The following is a 21,527-nucleotide window of genomic DNA, read 5'->3' as shown; positions in this document are numbered from 1 at the left end:
GATACGGCGACGCGCCGCCGGCCAGCGCCTGACCGGGATTGTTCCCCGCTAAGCCCTGAATCGCTGCCGTGGCCGCCTGTAACGCTTTCTGATATTTGCCGCCGGTCCCCAGGCCCGAGTCATTCAGCGCCTGCGTGTAAGCGGTGTCATAAATTTGTTGGTTGATATCCGCCGAAGTCGGGTGTTGATTGCCCCGGTTAACCAACTTTTCTCTGGCATGGGTATTTTCATCCAAGCAGATCACCCAATAACATTCATCAAGATCATCTAATACCATCCAACGAGATCACCTAATAACCCCCTGTGTCAGCATAGTTGTCGCCCCAATTTTTAAGGAGAATTACTATGCCTGTACATGCAGTCCCGATTGATGTTAAAGAACAAGGGATTATTTGGCTTCAGCAGCCCGTCGTTTCGGTATCGAGAAACAACGGTTCCTGACCCAGCCAATTATGCGGGTGCAGGCGGCAAAGAGTCCGCACTGCCTCCCTACGACGCTCTGAACAACTGGCGGCTAAAAAGAAGATCCCAACTTTTGGGGTGCAGTTCATTGGGCTGGGATCTATGTCACTTGTATGATTTAACTAATTACAGGTGATTTCATAAAGCGTATCAGGTGGTGACTGATATTTCTCAAAGTCCGAATGAATTACTTCATATATCTCTGAAACATGGATTCTACGAGTAATTTCTATTTGATTACAATCAGTCAAAGCAATCACTAACTTTGTTACTTTACTAATTTCAACAGCATCGCTTAAAAAAGATAGCAAAATATCTAATCTTTCTTTCCCATTAACAGGAAATCCTATATCAGCCTCCGGCGCATAATCAATATAATCAATAAGATAGCTTGAGATTGTCTCTCCAGGAGAATCACCAATAACAAACGAAAAATAATTTTCTTCATGTTTTGGAATAAAATCCTCTGGAAAATTGTATAAAGTCTCTCTAGAAATCTGTTCGATCCCAAGATCATATTTTTTTTCACAAATATGAATTAGTTCATTAACCATATTTTTATCTGATAATTCAAAATATCCACGAACATCATTCGACATAAATCACCTACTTTTTCTCACTTATCCATTTACCAACAGGCTTACCATTTTTATCAATTTGGCGATAATATTTCCCTATAGGTTGTCCTTTATCATTGTATTCAAACTTATGTTCATGTGGTTCAGCTCTTCCATCGGCTCCTAACCCTATCTGTTTATGAGTACTCTGTTGACCATAATCCTCTCTGGAGAATACGCTGCCTCTAGAATCATAGTACGTAATACTTTTACTTCCATCCGCTCTAGATACTTCATAGACAGAGTTAGGGGCTGCCTTATTAGGAGCTTTACCTGAAGAAACAATAATGTGTTCAGTGACTATCTTATTTGTCGCAGGGTTTATCAGCTTCTCTTTTTCCAGATGCTGTCCAAAATTACTTGATCGATTTCCTTTTTGGCTGGAAGCAATGTTTTCTTTAACATTGTTAGCATCAATTATCGTTCCTTTTCCAACGCTGGTTTTACTATTAGGCTGCCCCCTATTACTAGCTGCTCCTCCAATAGCTCCGACCGCGGTTTCCAGCAACATCAGATTCCGTTGCTCTTCCTTAACGTACTGTGCCGCATCCGCTTTAGATAATCCGGCATTTTCCAGCTCTTTCTGCCTCAATTCCGTGTTGAAGAACCCGGAGAGTGGCCCACCGCCACCATTTAGCCAGCTGCTCTGCTCTGAACGGCCTATCTTGTCATTGGCACGATAGCCCGATACCGCCAGTTCTTTACCCAGCTCATGGTTAATAAAGGCCAGTTCTTCACGGCTCAACTCGCCATTCAACGCCATCTGCTTCAGGGTGTTGATGGTCGCATCACTGGCCTGCCGGTACTCTGTCCAGACTCCTTTACGGCAGCTATCATCCTGACATGAGGCCAGTTTATCGCGCATGTCCTCCACTGAAGGCAGACCTTTATCCAGAATGCGCTGACTCAGTTCTTTGGCCTTGCCGCACGCTTCCGGTGACATTGTGCTGCAATCCCCCAGTTTTCGGGAGGCTAGCGCATTATTCTCAACCACTATTGTCTATGTATGGTGATCTTTCTAATATCTCTTCAATTTTTTTCTTGGCTCTTAATACCCACTTTTTATCTAATACACCTAATATTTCCAGCTCCTTTTCAAAATAAGCCCTACGAAAATCTTTACTTTCATCATTCCTGTTTTTTAATTCATATTCAGATGCCATTTGGCTAGCTACATTTTCCATTATCCAATATAGAAGCTCATTTGAATCCTCAGTTGTTTGCCTAAATATTTCATATCCCCTTTCAGAGTAAATAATATGGTATTGATTATTATCAATAATTATATATGCAGAACCATCACTAACAGGCTCTGAATAAATTATCAATATTGATTTAGGTGCATTAATCTTAGCACCTAAAGACCTCACTTTTTCTTGTATTTCATTTATGGTTAGCATTCTTTACTTCCTTTACATATCCATTTTTTATAAGCCAATCAACATTCACTCTCTCAGGGAGATTCGGCAATATCTGAATTCCTCCTCCGGGCTGATCAAACGCAGGCGCAATTTTACCTTGCAGTACCGGAAGTGGTTTAATTACTTCATATTCATGGTATTTTCCTGCTTTAGAGCCTGGAGACAATGCTCGATTTTCATAAGGAACTCCTTTAGGAGATAAAAATGAGCCGTTTGCACTACCATATCTATCCAGTCTAGTACCTACAGCTAAAACATCTTCTTTCGGAGGTTCAGCAAATCCTAATTTAGGTGGCCAATTCCATTCAGTATTAGATTTTCTAAATTTATCATAGGATGAATACCCCCCCGATTCATTATCTGTTATAGCACTATCTTTATTAAAGTTTCTTGATGTTTTTTCCGAGCCAGATGATACTTCTTGATATTTACTCAAGGACAAATACATTTTTGCTGCCGCAAACTGTATCAGCTTCGCTTCACTGTTGGGGATCCCTCCGGCAACAATTTCCGCCGCTTTCTGTGGTGTCATCTGCTCATTTGATAACACGACATCCAACGGAACACCAAAGAAATTACCCCACGCAATAATCAAGCCTTTTGCCGGGTCCTGACCATCAGGGACCTGTCCTTTGAGGTAGTGAGTTAAGGCTGCGTTTATTTCTTCCGGTGTTGCCCCGGATTGAACCATTTTTTGAGCCAGTGAACCCGCGCCTTCAAAATGTTTAGCGCCTTCGGAACCAAACAAACTTCCCATGCTAAGGGCATTATTGTCCACCGAATTCTTCCCGGCCTGGGCCCCGGTAACTGCGCTCCCGGTAGAGTCACCGGCAATGCCGCCGGCCAGCCCGGCCGCCAGGGTGGAAAGGGTGCTGATAGTTTGCTTCTGCTCCTCCGTTAACTCACTGACTTTGGCCCCGTCGCCATAAAGCTGTTTAATCAGTACCTGTGCGGCCAGCTCACCGGACGCGGCACCGGCTGCTCCCGCCAAAGCATTGTTACCACTGACTTCCGCCGCCACCGCGCCCAAAATCGCATGGGCCAGCGTATTGGTGGCGATATCCACCTGATGGGTTTGCGGGTCAGTGGTCAGTTCTTTAATCACCCCGGCCAGATACGGTGACGCACCACCGGCCAGCGCCTGACCGAGATTGTTCCCCGCTAAGCCCTGAATCGCTGCCGTGGCCGCCTGTAACGCTTTCTGGTATTTGCCGCCGGTTCCCAGGCCGGAGTCATTCAGCGCCTGCGTGTAGGCGGTGTCATAAATTTGTTGGTTGATATCCTCCAGAGTCGGGTGTTTATTGCCTGCGTTGATCAATTTTTCTCTGGCATCAACTTGGTCCTGTTCACTGATATGATTGAGTTTCGCTTTCGCCGCTTGGGTGGCGATAATTTTCCCTTCCGTCCCGGCTATCTCGGTCATCTGGGCGCTGAGTTCGCCAATCAGTTGCGCCTGTTTCAACCGTTGTTGTTCCTTTTCCTTGTCAAATATCGGACTCAGGACATTGGCCGCATTATCGGTATCACGACTTAAGTTGGCGATATCCTGCGTCTGGTGGTCCTTATCTCGGATAATCAGGTTGCCGTCACTGACGGCGGCATGCGTGGTACTGCTGTCATGGCCCTGATTATGGGCCCCCGTCAGCGCATTAACCGCCAGATTATTCAGCACCTGACCGGTGGTCGGTTGGCCGAGGTTGACGCCTGCGCTTTGCTGCTCGACAGTAAAGTCCGCTTTATTGTGAATGTCTTTGAAGCCCAGTGTCCCGGTGTTGAGGGTGTTTTTGGCTTTGTCAGCGGTACTTGCTATCACCGCACCGTCTAATTGGGTGTGGTCGCCGACGTTAACCTGATAGCCGCCTTTACCGGCAAACAGCCCGGTCTGCTCCTGTACTGAATCGTAATTGCTGTGCAGTTTATTGCGGCTGGCATTGAGATTCAGGGTGCCGTTAGATTGCGGGCCTACGGTGGCGCTGACTCCGGCGCTGGCATTCTGTTGTCGGCTGTCATAACGCTGGCTGTCCTGCTCGCTGCTGAGGGTCAGATGACGTTTCACGTCGGCAGTAATCTGTTCGCCGCTGACTTGTGCCCCTTTCAGCGTGGTATCCCGGCCACTGTTCAGCTCGACGGTCTGTCCTGCGTCTAACGTGGTGTTATGGTGGCTGACGCCGTTGCCGTTTTCACGGCCGTTACCCCGACTGACATTGGCCGAAACATTCAGACCGGTGCCTCCCGGTCCGGCGGTCAGGCCCACGCCCAGCGAGCTGCCGTGGCTGCTGTTCTTACCGGTGGTCTGTTCGGTGTTCTGGCTGGACGAGAGCGTAATATCCCGACTGGCATTGAGTTGCAGGTCTTTACCCGCCTGTAACTGGCTGCCCTGAACGCGGATATCGCCGTTCAGACCTGATGTCCCTTTATCGTCACCGTGCGCCGTTATCGTGAGATTATCCCCGGCAGTGAGATGGCTGCCCTGTTGGGTGGTCTGACGGGACTGCTGTTCTGAACGGGAAGACTGACGACCGTAGGACAGGCTCACCCCGGCCAAATTGTTATTGCTGCTGTTGCCACCGCCCTGAGCTTCGGCCAGTCTGGCAGCCTGCGTCGCTTGCACTCCGCTGAGGGCAGCTTTGGTGTTTTGCAACGCTTTCAGGCGCGGGTCGGCAGTCTGTTGCGCTTCATGGGCCGTTTGCACCGCACTGTTGATGGCGCCCCCGGCAGCGCCACTCAATGCCACCGTTAAGCCGCTCTGTTTTTGTTCGGTTTTTGTCGTGGTGTTATTGCGGTTTTCCGCACTGGTGACCGTGACCTGTTGACCGGTCAGCGTCAGGTCCTTACCGGCAATCACTTCACTGCCGTGAACCCGGAGTTGTTCTCCCGCGTTGAGAGTCACGTTGCCCTGACTGCTGCCGACCGTGCTGCCTTTACTCAGCTGGCTGTCACTGTCGGTGGCGACTTTCTGGCTGGCTTTGCCAACGGTAAAACCAATCCCTCCGGTGCCCATCAGGCCGGATTTTTTCTCCTGCCGCAAATGGGTTTCATTGTGCGCTTCTGCGGCGGTGGCGACGGTAAGCTGATGACCGGCGTTCAGGCTGACATCCTGCGTGCCTGCCACATTGCTGCCGCTGATATGCAGGTCTTTACCGGCCTGTAAAGTTACTTTATCGCCGCTGAATGTGGTACTGAGCGCCTGCCGGTCATGCACTTCATCGTGGGTTTCCACCGACGACTTCGACAGCCAGCCTTTGCTGGTCTGTTTACTGTGCTCCACTAAGTCAGATGAGGCGGTACCGGTTGTCAATGTCAGGTTATTCCCGGCCTGCGCCGTCAGTTGTTGACCGGCATTGACATGGGCGGCGGTGGCGGTCAAATCCTGCCCGGCTTGCAGGGTCACCTCACCGGCGCCGGTTATCTGGCTGCCGATATCCTGTTGTTGGATCAGATGGCGATAGTTATCTTTCCCCCAATTCCCCTGTTCTGTGCGGTGCGTGTTTAGGGTATCCAGCGTCAGGTTACGGCCTGCCGTTATCTCGGTGCGACCGTCTTTACCGGCGTTCTTGATGTCACTGGCGGTTAATTGCACATTGTTGATGGCGCTCAGCGATAAGGCGCCCTTATCGTTCTGCACATAGATGCCCGCCGGACGGTCCAGCCAGCGGTTAGCCTCATCCCCGCGCACAGTTGATACACTGGTGATATCGCGACCTTTCAACGTTACCCGGTCATCCCCCTGAATCCGGCCGCCCCGGTTGGTGAGGGTCTGTTGGGCTGTCAAATCCACTTTGCCGCCGCGAATAAAGCCGCTGTTGGTCAGGTTGTTGGCCGTCAGTTGAGTGACGTCACGCCCGCTAATCGTGCCGCTGTTGGTGATATCGCCCTGATTGTTGAGGGCCACGGCATTACCGGCGAGGAGTGCGCCATCACTGCTCAGGTCGCCCTGACGGACGCGCGCATAAACCTGCGGCACGGTGACCACCTCAGTAGTGCCGTCCGGCAAAGTCACCGTTTGGTTAGTCAGCCAGATAATATCCGAAGTCAGCAATGCCATCTGCGCCGGACTCAAGGCGACACCTGGCGTTAACTGCTGCTGTTGGCCAAAGGCGATACCGGCATCCATCAGCGCTTTAAACTGCGCTTCGTCGTTATTGTAGCCCGGCAGATAGCGTCGGCCGGTCAGTTGGGTAATCTGGTCCCGAACCAAACGTTGTTCATAGAATCCATCGCCCAGGCGTTTGTGGACCAGCGCCGGATCATGCGTTAATTGTTGCCGCATATAGTCCGAGCCCAGCCACTGTTTGTATTGGATAAATTTCGGGTCGGTCTCGACCAAGTAGTGGCTGTCGCTGCCTGGCTGCACCGTATACAGGCTGTTATCCGGCAGGCGGGTATTGGGGGTCACTACACGTATCACCGGGTCGATTGTTTGCCCTTTCACCGTTTCCGGGGGCAGAGACAGTTCAAACGGCTGACCGGGGGGCAAGACCAGCGGCTGGTCGTTGATGCCCGTCACCGGCTTGACCGCTGTGGGAGCAGCGTGAATCTGGCCGGTCTGTCGGTCTGTAATCGTGATATCGGTGTTCTGTGGCCGGGTGTGGGCCTGCCAGGCCAGCGTTTTCAGGTCAATCGTTTCTGTCACCGGCGCGGGCGCATAATTGCTGCGGCTTTTCCCCTGCGAGGTTTTGGTGCTGAACCGGTGCCAGCGTTTGGTTTTTTTAGCATACCAGTGGGTCTGGCGACCTTTATCGGTGGTGATACGTTCGCCCTGAGTGGCGATATTATGCAGCTCACCGATTTCCCCGCCTAACGCGCCGCCGGCGACAATCTGGCTGTCGTGATTGGTGACCTGCGCGCTGTTGAGCGTGATATGGCCGCCCGCCAGAATTTTACCCGGGTCACTCTGTTTAACCTGAGTTTCATTAACGGTCCGGGTGTACTGATATTCGTAAAAGTTATTACTGCGGCTGCCGTCCGGCATGATGGCATCGTGCACGCCGTGTTTATTGTGGCGGGAGGTGTCCACTTGCGACCAGTCATAGCGGGTGGTCCGGCCGCTCAATACCGCATCGTGATGCGGCGATTTTTCCGTTTCGACGACCTGCGTCACCAGACCGGCGTTGGTGTTGTTAATCCGGTCGGCCTGAATGTTCAGGTTGTTCCCGGCCTCAATTGTCGCCGCGTGGTTATTGAGCTCACGCGCTTGACCCGTCGCCGTCAGGCTGTTGTCCAACCGGCCGCCAATGCGCATATCGCCCACGCTGTAAATCTGGGCATGATGCTGGTTGTTGAGTATCCCGGCGCCGATATCCAGCCGGTCACGGGCGGCAATCACGGCGGCTTTGCCGTCCTGTGCGCTGTTATTCAGCGTGCCCGTCTGGAGGGCGAGTCGGTCGCCGTAAATGCGCCCGGTGCCGGTATTGTTCAGGGTGTTAGCCGTGAGATGGGTCAAACCGCCGTCAATCAGTCCGGTATTGTTCAGCGTATCGTGAACCTTGATTTGCGTTTGCCCGGCGCTGATTTCACCGGCAGCGCTGTTGGTCAGATTGTGCGCATCAAGATGCAGCGCCCGACCGGCTTTTATCTGGCGGTCATTGAGAATATTGCCGGTGGTTTTCAGGGTCAGATTGCCATTGGCCGCGGTGTTGCCGGTATGGTGAAAATCCTCGGTTAAAGTGACCACCATATCGCCCTGCGATAACAGTTGGCCGTCACCGCTGAGAGCTTCGGCGTTAATATCCACCTGTTTCCCGGCAATTAAGGTGCCCTGTTGGTTGTTAATCCTTAAATGTGGTTGCTGAGTTTCGCTGTTGATGGTGAGCTGTTTGCCTGCGGAGGCCAGCCCCTGGATATTATTCAAGGTCTGGCTGATATTCGCTTGCAGGCGGTCGGCCGCCCGTAAAGCGCCCTGACTGTTGTCCACCTGTTGGGCGTTGACCGTCAGGTTTTGCGCTTCCAGTCCTTTATCCGTCTGCGCCGTGTCGCGGTTAATCAGGTGAGCGGTATTCAGGGTCAGTTGTGCGCCGCCACGGATAAGGCCGCCGGTGTTATCGGTTTGGGCTTCAACATTAAGAGTGGTGTCGCCCACGGCTTGTACCTGCCCGTGTCGATTATCGAGCCGCTGGGTTTTCAGGTTGAATGTACCGGCCGACAACAATTTGCCGTCCCGGTTATCGGTTTGCGCCTGTCGGGTGTCGATAACCAACTGGCCGCCTTGCAGATGACCGTGGCGATTATCCAGCGGGCCGCTGGTGACGGTGGTCTTGCCCTCGCCAAGAATCTGGCCCTGCTGGTTATCCAGTAACTGCCCGTCGGTATCCAAATTCAGGGCGTCTGCGGATTGTAAGGTCCCGTTGCGGTTAGTGAGTTGCTGACTGTGAATGTCCAGCCCGCCATTCCCGGCTATCTGTCCCTGAGTATTATTGAGCGCGGTGCTGGTTAGCGCGGTTTTGCCGTCCGCGGCTATCATGCCGCCGGTGTTATTGATGGCGCCGGTACGCAGGGTTAACTGCCCGCCGCTTAACAACCGGCCTCCTTTTTGGTCGGTATGGCGGGTATTGGTGAGCTTATGCCCGTGGGTATCAACGGCCATCTCCCGGCCGGATTGTAACAGCCCCGCCGTATTATCCAGTTCACCACTGTTGACCGTCAGGGTGTCCCCGGCTATCACTTGTCCCGCGGTATTGGTGAAGGGATGGCCGGAGGTCTGGCTGTTGATATGCTGCGCCAGCAACACCCCCTGCGTGTTATCCAGTGTCTGGCTGGTCGTAGTCAGTCGGGTTTTAGCTTCAAGATGACCGTGGGCATTCTGAATGGCTTTGCCAATGGTCAGCGTGGCGCTGTCCCCAGCGGCAACAAGGCTACCCCGGCGATTATTCAGTTGGGCAGCGCTGAGCTGGAGCGCATTGCTCGCTTCCAGTCGGCCCGCCTGATTGTCCAGCGTGTCTTTGACCGTCAGTGTCAGCGAGCCCTTGTCGGCGGCTACGAGGTTGCCGTGACGATTATCGACCGTGGTTGCCTTAAGGTTCAGGTTGCCGTTACCGGCAATGGCGCCGTTCTGATTATTCAGGGTGTTCACCGTCAGAGACAGCGTATCTTTGCCGCGTTGTTGCATCAGCCCGTTTTGATGGCTCAGGGTGTCCGCATTGAGGGTAATCTGCCCGGCCTGCGTCTCGGCGTGGTTCAGTTGCAGTTCATCGGCCTGTATTGTCAGGGCGCCATTGGTGAGCAGTTTGCCCTTATCACCCAGCCAGCGTTGGCTGTTGAGTGACAGTTTGCCGTTGCCTGCCAGTTGCACTGTGCCCTGAGTGTTATCTGCCTGACGCGCAGTGAGATGCAGGTCCTCGCCCTGACTGGCAATGTTGCCCTGCTGGTTGTTCAGTGTGTCCGTGGTAATCGTGAGCTGTTTGCCCTGACTGAACAGGGTCCCGCCACCGTTATTCAGGGTGTGAGTATTCAGCCGCCATTCACCGGTACCAGTTTGATTAATTTTCCCCTGCTGGTTAGAGATATCCGGCGTCGTGAGGTGGATTTCCCGCGCCACTAACTGGCCGCCGTCGTTATTAAACTGGCCGGGGGTTTTCGCGCTAAAACGCTCGGCGTTGACGGTGGCGCGAGCGATACTTATCCCCGATTGACTGGCCGTCAGTTGAATCTGACCGGCGGCGGTCTGGCTGTCGCTCAGGTCAATCTGTTGACTGTGGATCGCCAGCGTGTCGGTCGCCAGATTTTTGCCATTGGCCTGAACGTGTTGCGCGGTCAGGGTCAGTGAACCGGGGCGGGTGGTGTTGCCCTTATCATCCAGTCCGGCGGCCCAGACGCTGTCATGGCTGCTGTGTATCGTACCTGCGGTAACGGTGGTATCGCTGCGGGCCTCTACCCGGCCCTGATTCTTTAACGCGCCGCCCGCCTGTAAATTCACCGATGATTGTGACAACAATTTGCCCGCGTTAGTGACATCGGCAGACGACGTTAATTGCAGCCCGTCACGGCTGCTGATGGCGCCGCGGTTTTCTATCCAGCCATCGGCGGTAATATGCACGTCCCCGGCTGAGGCCCCGATATTGCCGGCATTATGCACACCCACTCCCGCTTCGGTGCCTATCAACCTAATTTTATGGGCATACATGCCGCCCAGCGCCGCCACATCCAACGCAAACTCCGGGGGCTTCTCATTGTCTGCCGATTTTTTCTCAATCTGTTGATGCGCCACATCCACAATATTGCGCCCGGTGGTCACTTTCAGGTCTTGCGCATGTAATTTGGCGTTAATCGCCACCGAACGGGCGATAATATCGGTGTAACTTTGCTGTGTGCTGTCCATGCCGTGCCCGTCAATCCGTACTTCCCCCTGATTGACATCAAACCCTTTCAACCGACCCCGTTCCATCAGGGCTTGCCCGGTGGTGAGCGTGGTACGATGCGCGTTAATAAAACCGCAACCGTTACAGGTGATACCGGCCGGGTTGGCAATAATCACCTCGGCTTTATGCCCGGCCACTTCAATCCAGCCGTTGAGGTGACTGCGGTTGTGGCTGTTGACTTCGTTGAGGATAACGCTGGCGTCCCCTTTGGCTAACCACGGATTACCGGCCACCATGCCGCCCAGTTGGGTCTGCGTGGCCTGATGGCTGTTATTGAGGATAACCCCTTGTTTATCCACATCAAACTGGCGGTAGCTGTTGTGGGAAACGCCGTCGGCGCCGGGCGTCTGGATATTGACCTGCGGCGTGCCGTTGGCGCTGCGAATGATGGTCGGCTGCTGACGTCCCGGCGCCTGTCCATCGGCTACAATCGCCGCCTGTGCCGTGAGTGAAATCCCGCCCAGCGCTAACAAGAGACTGAATCGTAACGCTGTGAACCGGCAACGACACGACGGCAGAGATGGCCGACGAGCGCGGCGTCCCGTTCGTCCGCGCCCGGCACACACTATCTCGGCCACCACCATCCACATCTGACGGGCCTGATTAAAGATAATACGATATAACTGCGTGTTCATGATTTTTGCTCCACACAACACTACCCACTGGCAGTTTTGCTATTTGAATTAATACTGCCAATACAGGTTGAATCCGGCCGTGACCGGGGAAGTTTGGAAACCGGCGGGTTTGGACAGCGGGACGCCGACAAACAGGTCGTAGCTCACCCCTTTCAGGCTGCCTCGCCAGCCCAGAGCACTCCCCGCCAGGTGTTTTCCAAGCAGCGCGTCACTGCCCCGTCCGCCCACTTCGCCATAATCGATCCCCAGATACAGCGATTGCCCGCGTAGCGGGGTTTGCCAGTCCAGTTCGTTCCGGCTGTACCAACCCCGATCAGCGGATAAGGTCAACTCGCCATCAAAGCCGCGTACCGTCCAGCGGCCGCCAATCGAAAAGCGATCCTGGGGCGTCAATGGGCTGGCGCTTATCTGACGTAAGTATTGGGTTTGATAAAAAAAGGGCTGAGCAAACAGCGTTACCGGCCCGGCCAGCGTCGCCGAGAACTGGGTGATTTTGGGTAAAGCCGTCCCCTCATTGCGGTACTCTTCCGGTGCCGGTTGTGCGCCAAACCAGCGCATGCCCTGTTGATAAGTGACTTTGGTATCGAGAGTGGCGTTGCCGATAGTGTGATGATGAGACAGCCCCAGCTTCCAGCCTGCGGTTTCCCGGCGCTGAACATCGATTTCAGTGTTATCAATAAAATTGCGGGACGCCCGGCGATAAATTTCACTGTTGAGCAGGGTTTTCTGGTCAGCATTACGGTGCAGCACCCGGCTGAGCTGGACCGCCAGGTTTTGGCTTTTGCCCCGGTATTGGATCGCCTGATTCAGCCCGGCGATGGTCTGCATATAATCGTAATGACAGGCCGTCACGCTCGCCATCCAGTAGCCGAAGGGCAGCGAGTAATAGAGCGTGTCGTTTTGGCTGCCCTTCCCGGCAGACGCGTGAATATCGCGCCCACCGGAGAGATAGAACAGGTCGCTTAGCGCCAGGGGGTTATCCAGAAAGAAGGTGAATCCACCCTGATAACGGCCGGTGCTTTTGGCGCCGGTATCATCCAGATACGTGGCGACTCGCCAGTGCCGTGACTGACGCCAGTCCAGCACAATATCACTCTCCCCCGGTTGCGCTGCCGGGACAATGTTCATCTCCGCCTGAACGGTCGGGAAGCGTTGCAAGTTTTCCAGTCCCTGCTCAATGTCCCGTAAATCCAGCAGCTTGCCTTCACGCGCAGGGAATGGCGTTATCCGCTGGATATATTTTCCGCTGTCAGGGGTATAGCGGATATGCCGGATGTTGCCCGGTATCATCACCAGTTTTAGCGTTTGGGTATGCAGATCCTGACGAGGAACCAGAACCCGGCTGGTGACATAGCCGTGATTAATGAGCTGATCTTGCAATTGGGTCATCAGTCGGTTAATGCCCTGAGCGCCGAGGCAATGGTTTTCGCCCTGTTGGGCGACACGCCTGAACGGCAACCAGTGCGGGAAATTTTCAGTGCCTGCCAACACGACGCGGGTGATCGGAAAACACGGCGTTTCCAGCGGAAAGGCGGATGACACCGCCTGTTCGGGGACAGACAGATGAACCTCCGCAGGGGGTGGCGTTAATTGCGCCTCCAGGGCTTGCTGACGTGCCTGTTGATGAATGAGTTGTTGTGCTGAGAGGTCGGCAGCCTGACTGCCTGAAACCACGCTATAAAAAACCGCAAACACTAAAATACTGCTTTTCATTGACTTTCTATTCCACAATGCCAGAGCGGTATTAACCACGAATTTAACTTAGCGATCAATATTTAGGATTGATGATCAACCGGGCATCTAAAATAAGGGATTGGTTAAGTTATCAGCAAAAACAAGGGGTTATATTGAAAAGCAAAAAACAGGCCAATGTGATTATTTTGTGACAACATTGTATAAAAAATAGATTAATATTAATCATTTAATAACCAATACTAATAATTTCAAATTAATTTCATTTTTTGTGTTAATTATGTGATATACATCACATTTATGATGTTTTGTTTCAGGATTAAATCACTGGAAAAGTGATGCTTGTCGTAAATTGGTGATGCAGTATTATCTTTTCTGATGAGGTTAGATGATGAGAACTGACGCTATACCATTTCGGATTGGGAGATAACCATCGGCAACAGGTGTTCGTAATGAATTCACAGATTGGCAAAAATCATGAATCCTAACTATGTTGACACAGGGAATTATTGAGCGATCTCCATTCATGAAAATACGCAAAAAAAGCGCTGAGTCACTATTTGATGTGTTATGTTCTGCCATAAAGAACCAGACAGCGGCTTAATAATAAAATGGGTGGCTGCTCCTTGAGTGCATTGTGCAAAATTGTTGTAGAAATGACCTGAAAGCCAATACCTTGGAGAAGGATATTTACCCCCGTTTCTTCCTTAAAACGGGCAGTAAAGGAATCTGTAATAAATCATGCTCTCTTTTCCCGATAAATGGAGCATATAACGATAATTCAGTTCGTTGAACATCATTAAGATTTGAGATTCAAACCAAAACGCTGCTTTCAGGATGTAAAAATCTTTCTGGTACATAAAGATCATAATCGTTGGAGCGACAGTATTCTTCCAATTGCTGAGCAGACCTAACACCAACCTTCCTATATATTTTTGCTATATAATGTTCAACAGTACGATAAGAAATGTTTAATATCCGACCAATTTGTTTACTGGTATACTTATGTAAAGAAAGAAAAATGACATCCCATTCCCGTGGAGTAAATAAATGAGTCGGTGGTTGAAATATAATAGAAGCGGGGAGTTTTCCATAAAATAAACGGGTTAATGAGAAATCCTGAGCTTCCCATCCGTGGAAAATGACTCCGACACATTCGTTTTCATCATTATATAATGGGTATTTTTCACAAAAATGAGATGATAAGAATTTATCGCTCCCATACATATGTGTTTCAAGCGAACATACTGTTGTTTCGCTCTTCATTGCACTTTGATCATGAAGAACGAATTCTTTTGCAAACTCAGCGCCATCCCAAGGAAGTTCATAATCATACCGCCCTTCGTAATCAAATGAATCTGGAAGATTTTCAAGACGTTTAAGTGCCAGATTGCCATAAATAAAGCATGAGTTCTTATCCTTTATTCCCCAAGGCTCATTACTTTGCTTCATTGTGTTAATGATTTGAGGCGAGATAATTAGTTTATTATTCATGTTATCACTCCTTTTTTATCCAGGCTTAAAGTTAGATTCTTGATATTTTATAATCAACTTAACTCTATACTACCGATAGTGACAAATCTTGCTGGAATATAAAGATCGAGTTTATGTTCTTTACAGAAATCTTTTAATTCTGCGTGTAGTGGCAAATTGAATTTTTGGTAAATTGATTGAATATGATTAACTACATCTTCGGCACTTATCATTAGTTCTTCACTGATTTTATCTTCATCTAATGAGCGCAGAGTGAGAAAGAGAACTTCCCATTCAGATTGCGTCAGTATGTCATTAGGGGCGGTGAATTCCAGCGTTGCCGGAAGTTTCTTTTCATAGTAATAAGCAGTAGAAAAGTTTTGTGCTTTAGACATGTGAAATATAATGCCAATGCAGTGACCATTTTCATCACAAAGTGGGGATTTGCTACAGCGGTAAGTTTGTTTGACTTCATTTTCCCCAAACAGGTGGGTTTCAAGTGAAGTGACGGTTTTCATCGTTTGCATAGCTTTTTGATCCTGACGGCGATACTCTTCTGCATATTCTGCAATCGGTGAGGGTAATTCGTCCGTTGAAAGTCCTGCAATATCGAAATCTTCAGGCAAATTGAGCAACTGGTGAAAAGCAGGATTGGCATACATAAATTTTGATTGGCGATCTTTAGCGCCCCACGGTTCATTACTTCTTTCCCACATGTAAATTAGTTGTGGAGTGATATTATCCGGTTTATTTTTCCTATTTGACACAGTAACTCCTTAGTTATTATTAAGCCATTATCTGAACGGATTGTTTTTTGATGATACACAAAATAACTTAACTCTATAATATAGTATAACAATTATCCAGTTAAAGACTGTATTTTTATTAATTTTATGATGGTATTATAAACACCAAGTAATATAAGGAAAATATTATTTTTATTGAAAATAATTTAAGTGATTTATTTTGCCAGTTAAAAATTGCACGCACATAACATCGCAATCTGTTAAGATGGATTGTCTTATAAAGATATGAGATATTATGTTGCTATATGTTACATAAAGACTTTTAAATTTGGTATTGAATCGGAACCTGGCGTGAACATTTAGACGCTTCTCTTCTACACATGAATTGAATAAGGTTGTTCGTAAAATGCCACGATCTTTCCTAAAATTTTGGCTGTATTGATTACTACAGATTTTTTATTTGTATTATGCACCCAATTGAGGCTATTAATGTTGTCAAATCGAGATGAGATGAATAACTCTTTATTATCTTCAATAAGAAAAAAACCGTTTCCTTTTCCATGCTTATTAACAACCATAGTTACCCCTTCCTCAAATAAGTCATTTTGAGATAGTGATATTGCAAATAGATAATCATCTTTATCTACACATAAATATGGAATGCGAGCCATTTTCATATAATTTTTTTTACTATATTCATTAATTGACGTATAAAGTGGAATATCGACATAATGTGTCTCAGTTCCGACGACAGGCAGCCCATCTCCACTTTTAAGCCATCCAATATTGACATTAAGGCATTCACTGATTGCGCCTATGTGCTTGGTGTTGCTGATTTGCCCCGAAAGCAGTTTTGAAATATAACCCCCTTGCACACCGATTCGGTGAGCCAGATTTGTTGGTGTCATTCCCCGTAACTCAAGCGCTTCTTTAAGACGTTCGTTAAAGTATTTCATACGTATTCCAACGCTTCCAAAAATAACTAAACTTTTTGAACATTTTAGTATTCGCAAAAGAACATTTCTGAACATTCAACGTTCACTTTTGAACAATTGAAGTTTATTTATGCCCTTTTTGCCGTTAGACATAACATTTTCCTATTTGGGGAATATTTGGCTGTACTTGGCGGGGTTTAATGTCTTAGTACAGCCATTTTTTAGCATTCCGCTCCAGTGCGGACTCAGGGAAAAAGCTGTAACAACATAAAAATATCAATCTAAAGAGAGTATGAATATAGCACCTTGAATAACTAATACTGAGGAGAGAAAAAAGGAATGATTGTAAAAATCGACTGGCACCCAGCGGATATTATTGCGGGCCTCAAAAAACGGGGAACGACATTATCTGCTGTTTCAAGAGAAGCGGGGCTTGCCGCATCCACCTTAAGTAATGCTCTGCATCGTAGCTGGCCTAAGGGCGAACGCCTCATTGCTACCGCTTTAGATTGTGAGCCATACGAAATATGGCCGAGCAGATACTCTAAATGAGTTGTCATTTCCAAAATTCACATGAACTTCTCATATGAAAATCAATGAAAGGAAACTCATTACCTGAAATTTTTCTTGTGGAAAGCTTCAGGTATGATAATAGAATGAAAACAGGGCTATTAACGCCCTGTTTTGTTATCATTTTTTAGTTAAAATATATAATCAGACCAATTCAGGATGCTTGTCATAGTGAGTTTTTTCTGTATTAATGGTTCATTTTTATATTGTGTTGACATTCCTCTCTATACTTTTGCTAACTTCGCAGAATCCCTTTTATTCTACAGTGTCAACTGAACCAAACTGGCGATGGCCTTTTCAAGGTATTCACGGGGACAACCTAAGTTTACTCTGATAAACCCTTTCCCCTTATCGCCAAAACTCCCCCCCATTGAAACGACTAGTTTGGCTTTTTGTAGTAAGACCTGCTGCAAAGCAGCATCATCCAAACCGAAATCGCGACAATCCAGCCAGGCCAGATATGTCCCTTCCGCTTTGGTCATTCGGCACCACGGAACGGCAGACATTAAAGCCTGCTCGAACCAGCGACGGTTTTCCGCCAGATAATGCTGTAGTTCATCAAGCCATACATCCCCATATTGATATGCTGCGGTAGCCGCAGCCATAGATAGCGCGTTGAATACATCCAGTCCATGCGCATTCAACCGGTCAATAAAGGCACATCGAAATTCGTGATTTGGAATGAGAAAATTTGATATACGGAGTGATGAAAGTCCAAATGCCTTACTTGTTGAGGTGGCGGCAATGACATTGCTATGCCATTCACTCCCCAGATGCAGTATTGAGGTGAATTTTCCCCAAGGCAAAATTAAATCAGCCCAAATTTCATCGGAAATTACCGTCGTACCGTACCTTTTGCAAAGTATTAATAACTGGAGCAGTTCGTCACTATCCCAACATCGGCCAGTAGGGTTATGTGGGTTACATAACAATAGCAGAGGCGGTTTGTGATGCTTCAACATGCGTTCCAGATGATCATAGTCAATTTTGTAACCTTCTTGACTTTCAAGAAGCGGGTTTTCAATCATCATCCTGCCATTCATAGTAATAATTTTGGCGAATGAAGCATAATAGGGCCCTTGTACAATGACCCCTTCCCCCGGTTTACTGAGCATTTGTATCAGTAAAGCCAATCCGGGTACGACACCTTCTATTGATGTAAACCAGTCGCGGTATAAGGTCAGTTTATGGCGCCTTGAAAACCAGTCTATGGCCGCCTGGTAATAGTGATCGTCGCGTTCGCTATAACCAAAAATACCGTGGTCAATTCGGGAGTAAAGGGTTTGCAAGACTTCTTCCGGGCATTGAAAATCGAAATCAGACACCCACATTGGCAGCAGGTCAGTCTTATTTAAGGGCAAGTAACGATTTAAAAAGTCCCACTTAACAGAGCCTGTATTGTGACGATCGATTATCTGGCTGAAATCAGGCAATTTCACGTTGGGTTTCCTTTTTATTCAGGGAGTTTTCCGGCGTGATTTTTGCGATACCGAAACCAGTAAAGCCATAAATGAGAGCCAAAAAGATGGCAGCATAGCACTGGATTGCCCAAGGTAGCAGTTCAAGCGTACTGACACCCAGTGTCGTCGCCATGAAAATACCGGCAGAAGTCCAGGGGATCAACGGTTCTATGACGGTACAGCCATCTTCTATGGTCCGTGACAGATTTTTATTATCCAGTCCCATGCGACGATAAGCGTCTTTGAACAGCTCCGCCGGAATGAGGAGAGCCAGCTTTCCGTCGCAAGTTGCGCCCGTTACCAGAATAGTTGTTGCCAAGGTTGCAGCGATAAGTTGCCCGGTTGTGTGAACAACGTGTAGAAGCCGGTTAATGATGATGGTCAAGGCGCCAGTGAGTGCTAAAGCGCCGGCGAATGCGAATGCACAAAATACAAGCAGAATGGTACTCATCATCGAGAACATACCACCGCGATTGAGCAGACGGGGCACATCGCTAACGACTCCAGTGATGTTGCGTCCCTGGTCAGAGAACATCGAAAGATTGAAACCCTCTATCAACGCATTAAGGCCCTGTTTAAGGGTGAGCCCCTGGAGACCTATGCCAAGCACAATTGCTAATACACAAGCAGCTAGCATGACGGGTATCACCGGACGTTTGGTTATTGCTCCCCACAAAACCAGTATCGGTGGCAAAATCAGCAATAAATTGAAGTGATACAGGCTTTCAAGAGATTGCACGATTTCTGTGACTTTTTCCGGTGTTGCCACATTACCCGTTAAGCTTGTATGGCCCGCAATAAAATAAACAGTAGCGGCTAAAACAAAGCCGGGAATAGTGGTATACATCAAATGTTGAACATGACTGTAAAGATCCGTATCGGCAACGATGGCGGCGAAGTTAGTTGAGTCAGATAACGGTGAAATTTTATCGCCGAAATACGCGCCTGAAACAACCGCCCCGGCTGCCGCAGCCAAAGATACATCAAGACCAGCGGCGACTCCCATGAGGGCAACCCCCACTGTTCCTGCTGATCCCCATGACGTACCGGTACAAACTGAGATAACGCTCGTGATAAAAAAAGCCGCAATAAGTATGTATTGAGGGCTAATCAGCTTTAACCCCCAATACATCATGTAAGGTATGGTTCCGCTGAACATCCAGGTCCCAATTAACCCGCCTACGCAAATCAGGATCATGATCACCGGCATCGCTTTAGCCAGCTTTGCCACAATAGCATCAATAATGTCATTCCAGCGATAGCCTTGCCAATACGCTAAAGTCGCTGCTATTCCTGCTGATATCAGTAATAGGGATTCGATACGTAAATTCAGTTGACCATACCCAATAACCAACAGTAAAAGCATTGCTGCAATTGGCAGTATAGCAAGTCCCAGATTAAGCTTTTTCTTGTCATCCATATTAAAACTCCAGTTTCAGATGAGTTGTTGAAACAGAATAGAATAATGAATTTATTTTGAATGAGATGTGACAGAGATTACTTGTTCATGTAATTGGTTTCATGAGATATGAAATGTGATCTGTATATCGCTTTTACACTTATGTGCGACACTTTTTACTACTTGATTACAAAAACGGAATCTCTGATGACAAGTTCGGCTGAGAACATATTCATTTGTGGCGTTATTTCTTTTCCGGCGTTGAGTTGCAATGCCAGATTAGCCGCCCGCTGAGCCATTCGTTCTATTGGATTGCGCACGGTAGTTAAGGAGGGATAGAGATATCGGGCCGGGACAATATCATCAAACCCAACGATCGACAATTGCTCCGGTAATTTGATTTTCCGTTGATGTAGGGATCGCATCATCCCGGCAGCCATAACATCATTGAATGTTACTACCGCGGTAAAACCGATGCCACTGTCTAAGAGCTTTTCTGCTGCCAGTTCTCCACCTTTTTCGTTGAATGGCACGCTAATAATCCAATCGCCAGAGACTATGATACCCGCATTAGCCATTGCTGCATAATATCCCTCCAAACGTAGCCTTCTGTCATCAATTGGTAGATCTGCTGTGACACAAGCAATTTTTCGATGACCGTTTTGAATAAGATAGTGGGTAGCAGCCTGAGAAGCACTGACATTATCCAACCAGATACACCGGTTAGCAATGGCAGGAAAATATCGATTGATAATCACCAATCCTGGTGTATGGGCTGCATAACGTAATACATCTATATCACTCATTCTGCTAACATGCGCGACTATTGCTTCGCATCCCTGGTTAATCAAAAAATCTAAGGCAGATTTTTCGAGTTCAGCTTGATGTCCGCCACTACAAACCATCAACTTTACCTCTTCCTGCCTGGCAATTTTTTCAACCCCGCGAGCTAAAAGGGAAAAAAAAGGATCAGCCAGATTGCCAGTGAGTAAACCCAACATATTCCCACATCGTTTTGCTAGTGCAAGTGCCGCAAAATTACGATGATAATTGAGTTCACGCATAGCTTTTTCTACACGCTCACGAGTACCCGGTTCGACATAAGCCGTGTTGTTGATGACGCGGCTTACAGTGGCTACGGATACTCCAGCTTGATATGCTACGTCTTTCATGGTGGTCATGCTCTCTCCCCCGCAGTTATATAAAATTTAATCCAACAAAAAATGGTTCATGGGTTTAAAGTATTTTGGTGGAATATAGAGATCATAATTATTTTTTTCGCAAAATAGTTTCAATTCAATAGGTGATTCAATTAATAATTTCTCATAGATAATTTGCAAATGCTTTTCCACAGTACGACATGAAATTTTCATTTCATTAGCAATACCTCGATTACTGATACCACGGCAGAATAAAAAGATTACTATCCATTCTTGTGCTGTCAATATACTATTAGGGGGTCTAAGTTTAACAGACATAGTTGTATCATTTCTAATATAATGATGTACTGAAAAATGATTTATTTCTCTAATATGACAAATTATTCCAATACATTGATCGTTTTCACCCATTAACGGGTATTTTTCACAAAAATAGGGCTTAAGTTGTTGGCTATCGCTTTGAAGATGAGCCCCAATAGATGATACACGTTGCATAGTCTGTAAAACCATACGGTCATGTTCTTCAAAAAGGGAAGCAAGCCGATTAAACGGTGTAGGTAATTCTTTAGCAGTATATCCCGTGACATCAAAGTGTTTAGGTAA

The 21,527-nt window shown here is 48.1% G+C and carries 12 protein-coding genes and 3 pseudogenes; 1 reads left to right on the top strand and 14 read right to left on the bottom strand.

All coding sequences use genetic code 11. The annotated features are described in order from the left end of the window. From LG003_RS20795 to LG003_RS20750, 10 genes and pseudogenes are all read right to left on the bottom strand, one after another. Positions 1–217: pseudogene (locus LG003_RS20795) on the bottom strand (hypothetical protein); the annotation flags it as partial. Positions 218–584: 367 nt separating this feature from the next. Next, entirely contained in the window at positions 585–1,061 is a 477-nt protein-coding gene (locus LG003_RS20790) for a hypothetical protein (protein ID WP_132348381.1), read from the bottom strand. Positions 1,062–1,068: 7 nt separating this feature from the next. After that, on the bottom strand, positions 1,069–2,022 hold the full coding sequence (locus LG003_RS20785) for a hypothetical protein (RefSeq protein ID WP_262981545.1): 954 nt from the start codon (positions 2,020–2,022) through the stop codon (positions 1,069–1,071). A gap of 43 nt (positions 2,023–2,065) precedes the next feature. Next, positions 2,066–2,479 carry an immunity 63 family protein gene (locus LG003_RS20780; RefSeq protein WP_262981544.1) on the bottom strand — a complete coding sequence of 138 codons (414 nt, stop codon included), beginning with the start codon at positions 2,477–2,479 and terminating at the stop codon, positions 2,066–2,068. Continuing rightward, positions 2,463–2,741: pseudogene (locus LG003_RS23570) on the bottom strand (TNT domain-containing protein); the annotation flags it as partial. The pseudogene LG003_RS23570 and the gene LG003_RS20780, both read right to left, overlap by 17 nt. A gap of 513 nt (positions 2,742–3,254) precedes the next feature. Further along, positions 3,255–11,489: pseudogene (locus LG003_RS20770) on the bottom strand (hemagglutinin repeat-containing protein); the annotation flags it as partial. Between the two features lie 48 nt (positions 11,490–11,537). Continuing rightward, positions 11,538–13,202, bottom strand: coding sequence for a ShlB/FhaC/HecB family hemolysin secretion/activation protein (locus LG003_RS20765; RefSeq protein ID WP_262981543.1), 1,665 nt, complete (start codon positions 13,200–13,202; stop codon positions 11,538–11,540). Between the two features lie 792 nt (positions 13,203–13,994). Continuing rightward, complete coding sequence (locus tag LG003_RS20760; protein WP_112879776.1) at positions 13,995–14,675, bottom strand: helix-turn-helix transcriptional regulator; 681 nt, start codon at positions 14,673–14,675, stop codon at positions 13,995–13,997. 53 nt (positions 14,676–14,728) lie between these two features. Next, positions 14,729–15,421, bottom strand: coding sequence for a PAS domain-containing protein (locus tag LG003_RS20755; protein ID WP_112879777.1), 693 nt, complete (start codon positions 15,419–15,421; stop codon positions 14,729–14,731). A 353-nt stretch (positions 15,422–15,774) separates the two neighbouring features. Then, positions 15,775–16,356 (bottom strand): helix-turn-helix domain-containing protein, encoded by a 582-nt coding sequence (locus LG003_RS20750; protein WP_158537816.1) that lies wholly within the window; start codon positions 16,354–16,356, stop codon positions 15,775–15,777. Positions 16,357–16,677: 321 nt separating this feature from the next. On the opposite strand from LG003_RS20750, the gene LG003_RS20745 reads away from it, so the two are divergent. After that, positions 16,678–16,887, top strand: coding sequence for a helix-turn-helix domain-containing protein (locus LG003_RS20745; protein WP_112879779.1), 210 nt, complete (start codon positions 16,678–16,680; stop codon positions 16,885–16,887). Between the two features lie 278 nt (positions 16,888–17,165). Here the strand turns inward: LG003_RS20745 and LG003_RS20740 are convergent, their stop codons facing one another. The 4 genes from LG003_RS20740 to LG003_RS20725 form a co-directional block, all read right to left on the bottom strand. Continuing rightward, complete coding sequence (locus LG003_RS20740) at positions 17,166–18,344, bottom strand: MalY/PatB family protein (protein ID WP_262981542.1); 1,179 nt, start codon at positions 18,342–18,344, stop codon at positions 17,166–17,168. After that, positions 18,331–19,785, bottom strand: a complete 1,455-nt coding sequence (gene nhaC / locus LG003_RS20735) for a Na+/H+ antiporter NhaC (RefSeq protein WP_262981541.1) — start codon at positions 19,783–19,785, stop codon at positions 18,331–18,333. The genes LG003_RS20740 and nhaC overlap by 14 nt, the downstream gene beginning before the upstream one ends. A 158-nt stretch (positions 19,786–19,943) precedes the next feature. Continuing rightward, positions 19,944–20,945 carry a LacI family DNA-binding transcriptional regulator gene (locus tag LG003_RS20730; protein ID WP_262981540.1) on the bottom strand — a complete coding sequence of 334 codons (1,002 nt, stop codon included), beginning with the start codon at positions 20,943–20,945 and terminating at the stop codon, positions 19,944–19,946. A gap of 27 nt (positions 20,946–20,972) precedes the next feature. Further along, a partial coding sequence (locus tag LG003_RS20725; RefSeq protein WP_262981539.1) for a helix-turn-helix transcriptional regulator occupies positions 20,973–21,527 on the bottom strand: 555 nt, incomplete at its 5' end.

The organism is Photorhabdus kleinii, from assembly GCF_025384885.1.
In the GTDB taxonomy this organism is placed as follows: domain Bacteria; phylum Pseudomonadota; class Gammaproteobacteria; order Enterobacterales; family Enterobacteriaceae; genus Photorhabdus; species Photorhabdus kayaii.
The sequence above is the reverse complement of the archived record's forward strand: the minus strand, read 5'-3'. Positions and strand labels throughout refer to the sequence as shown.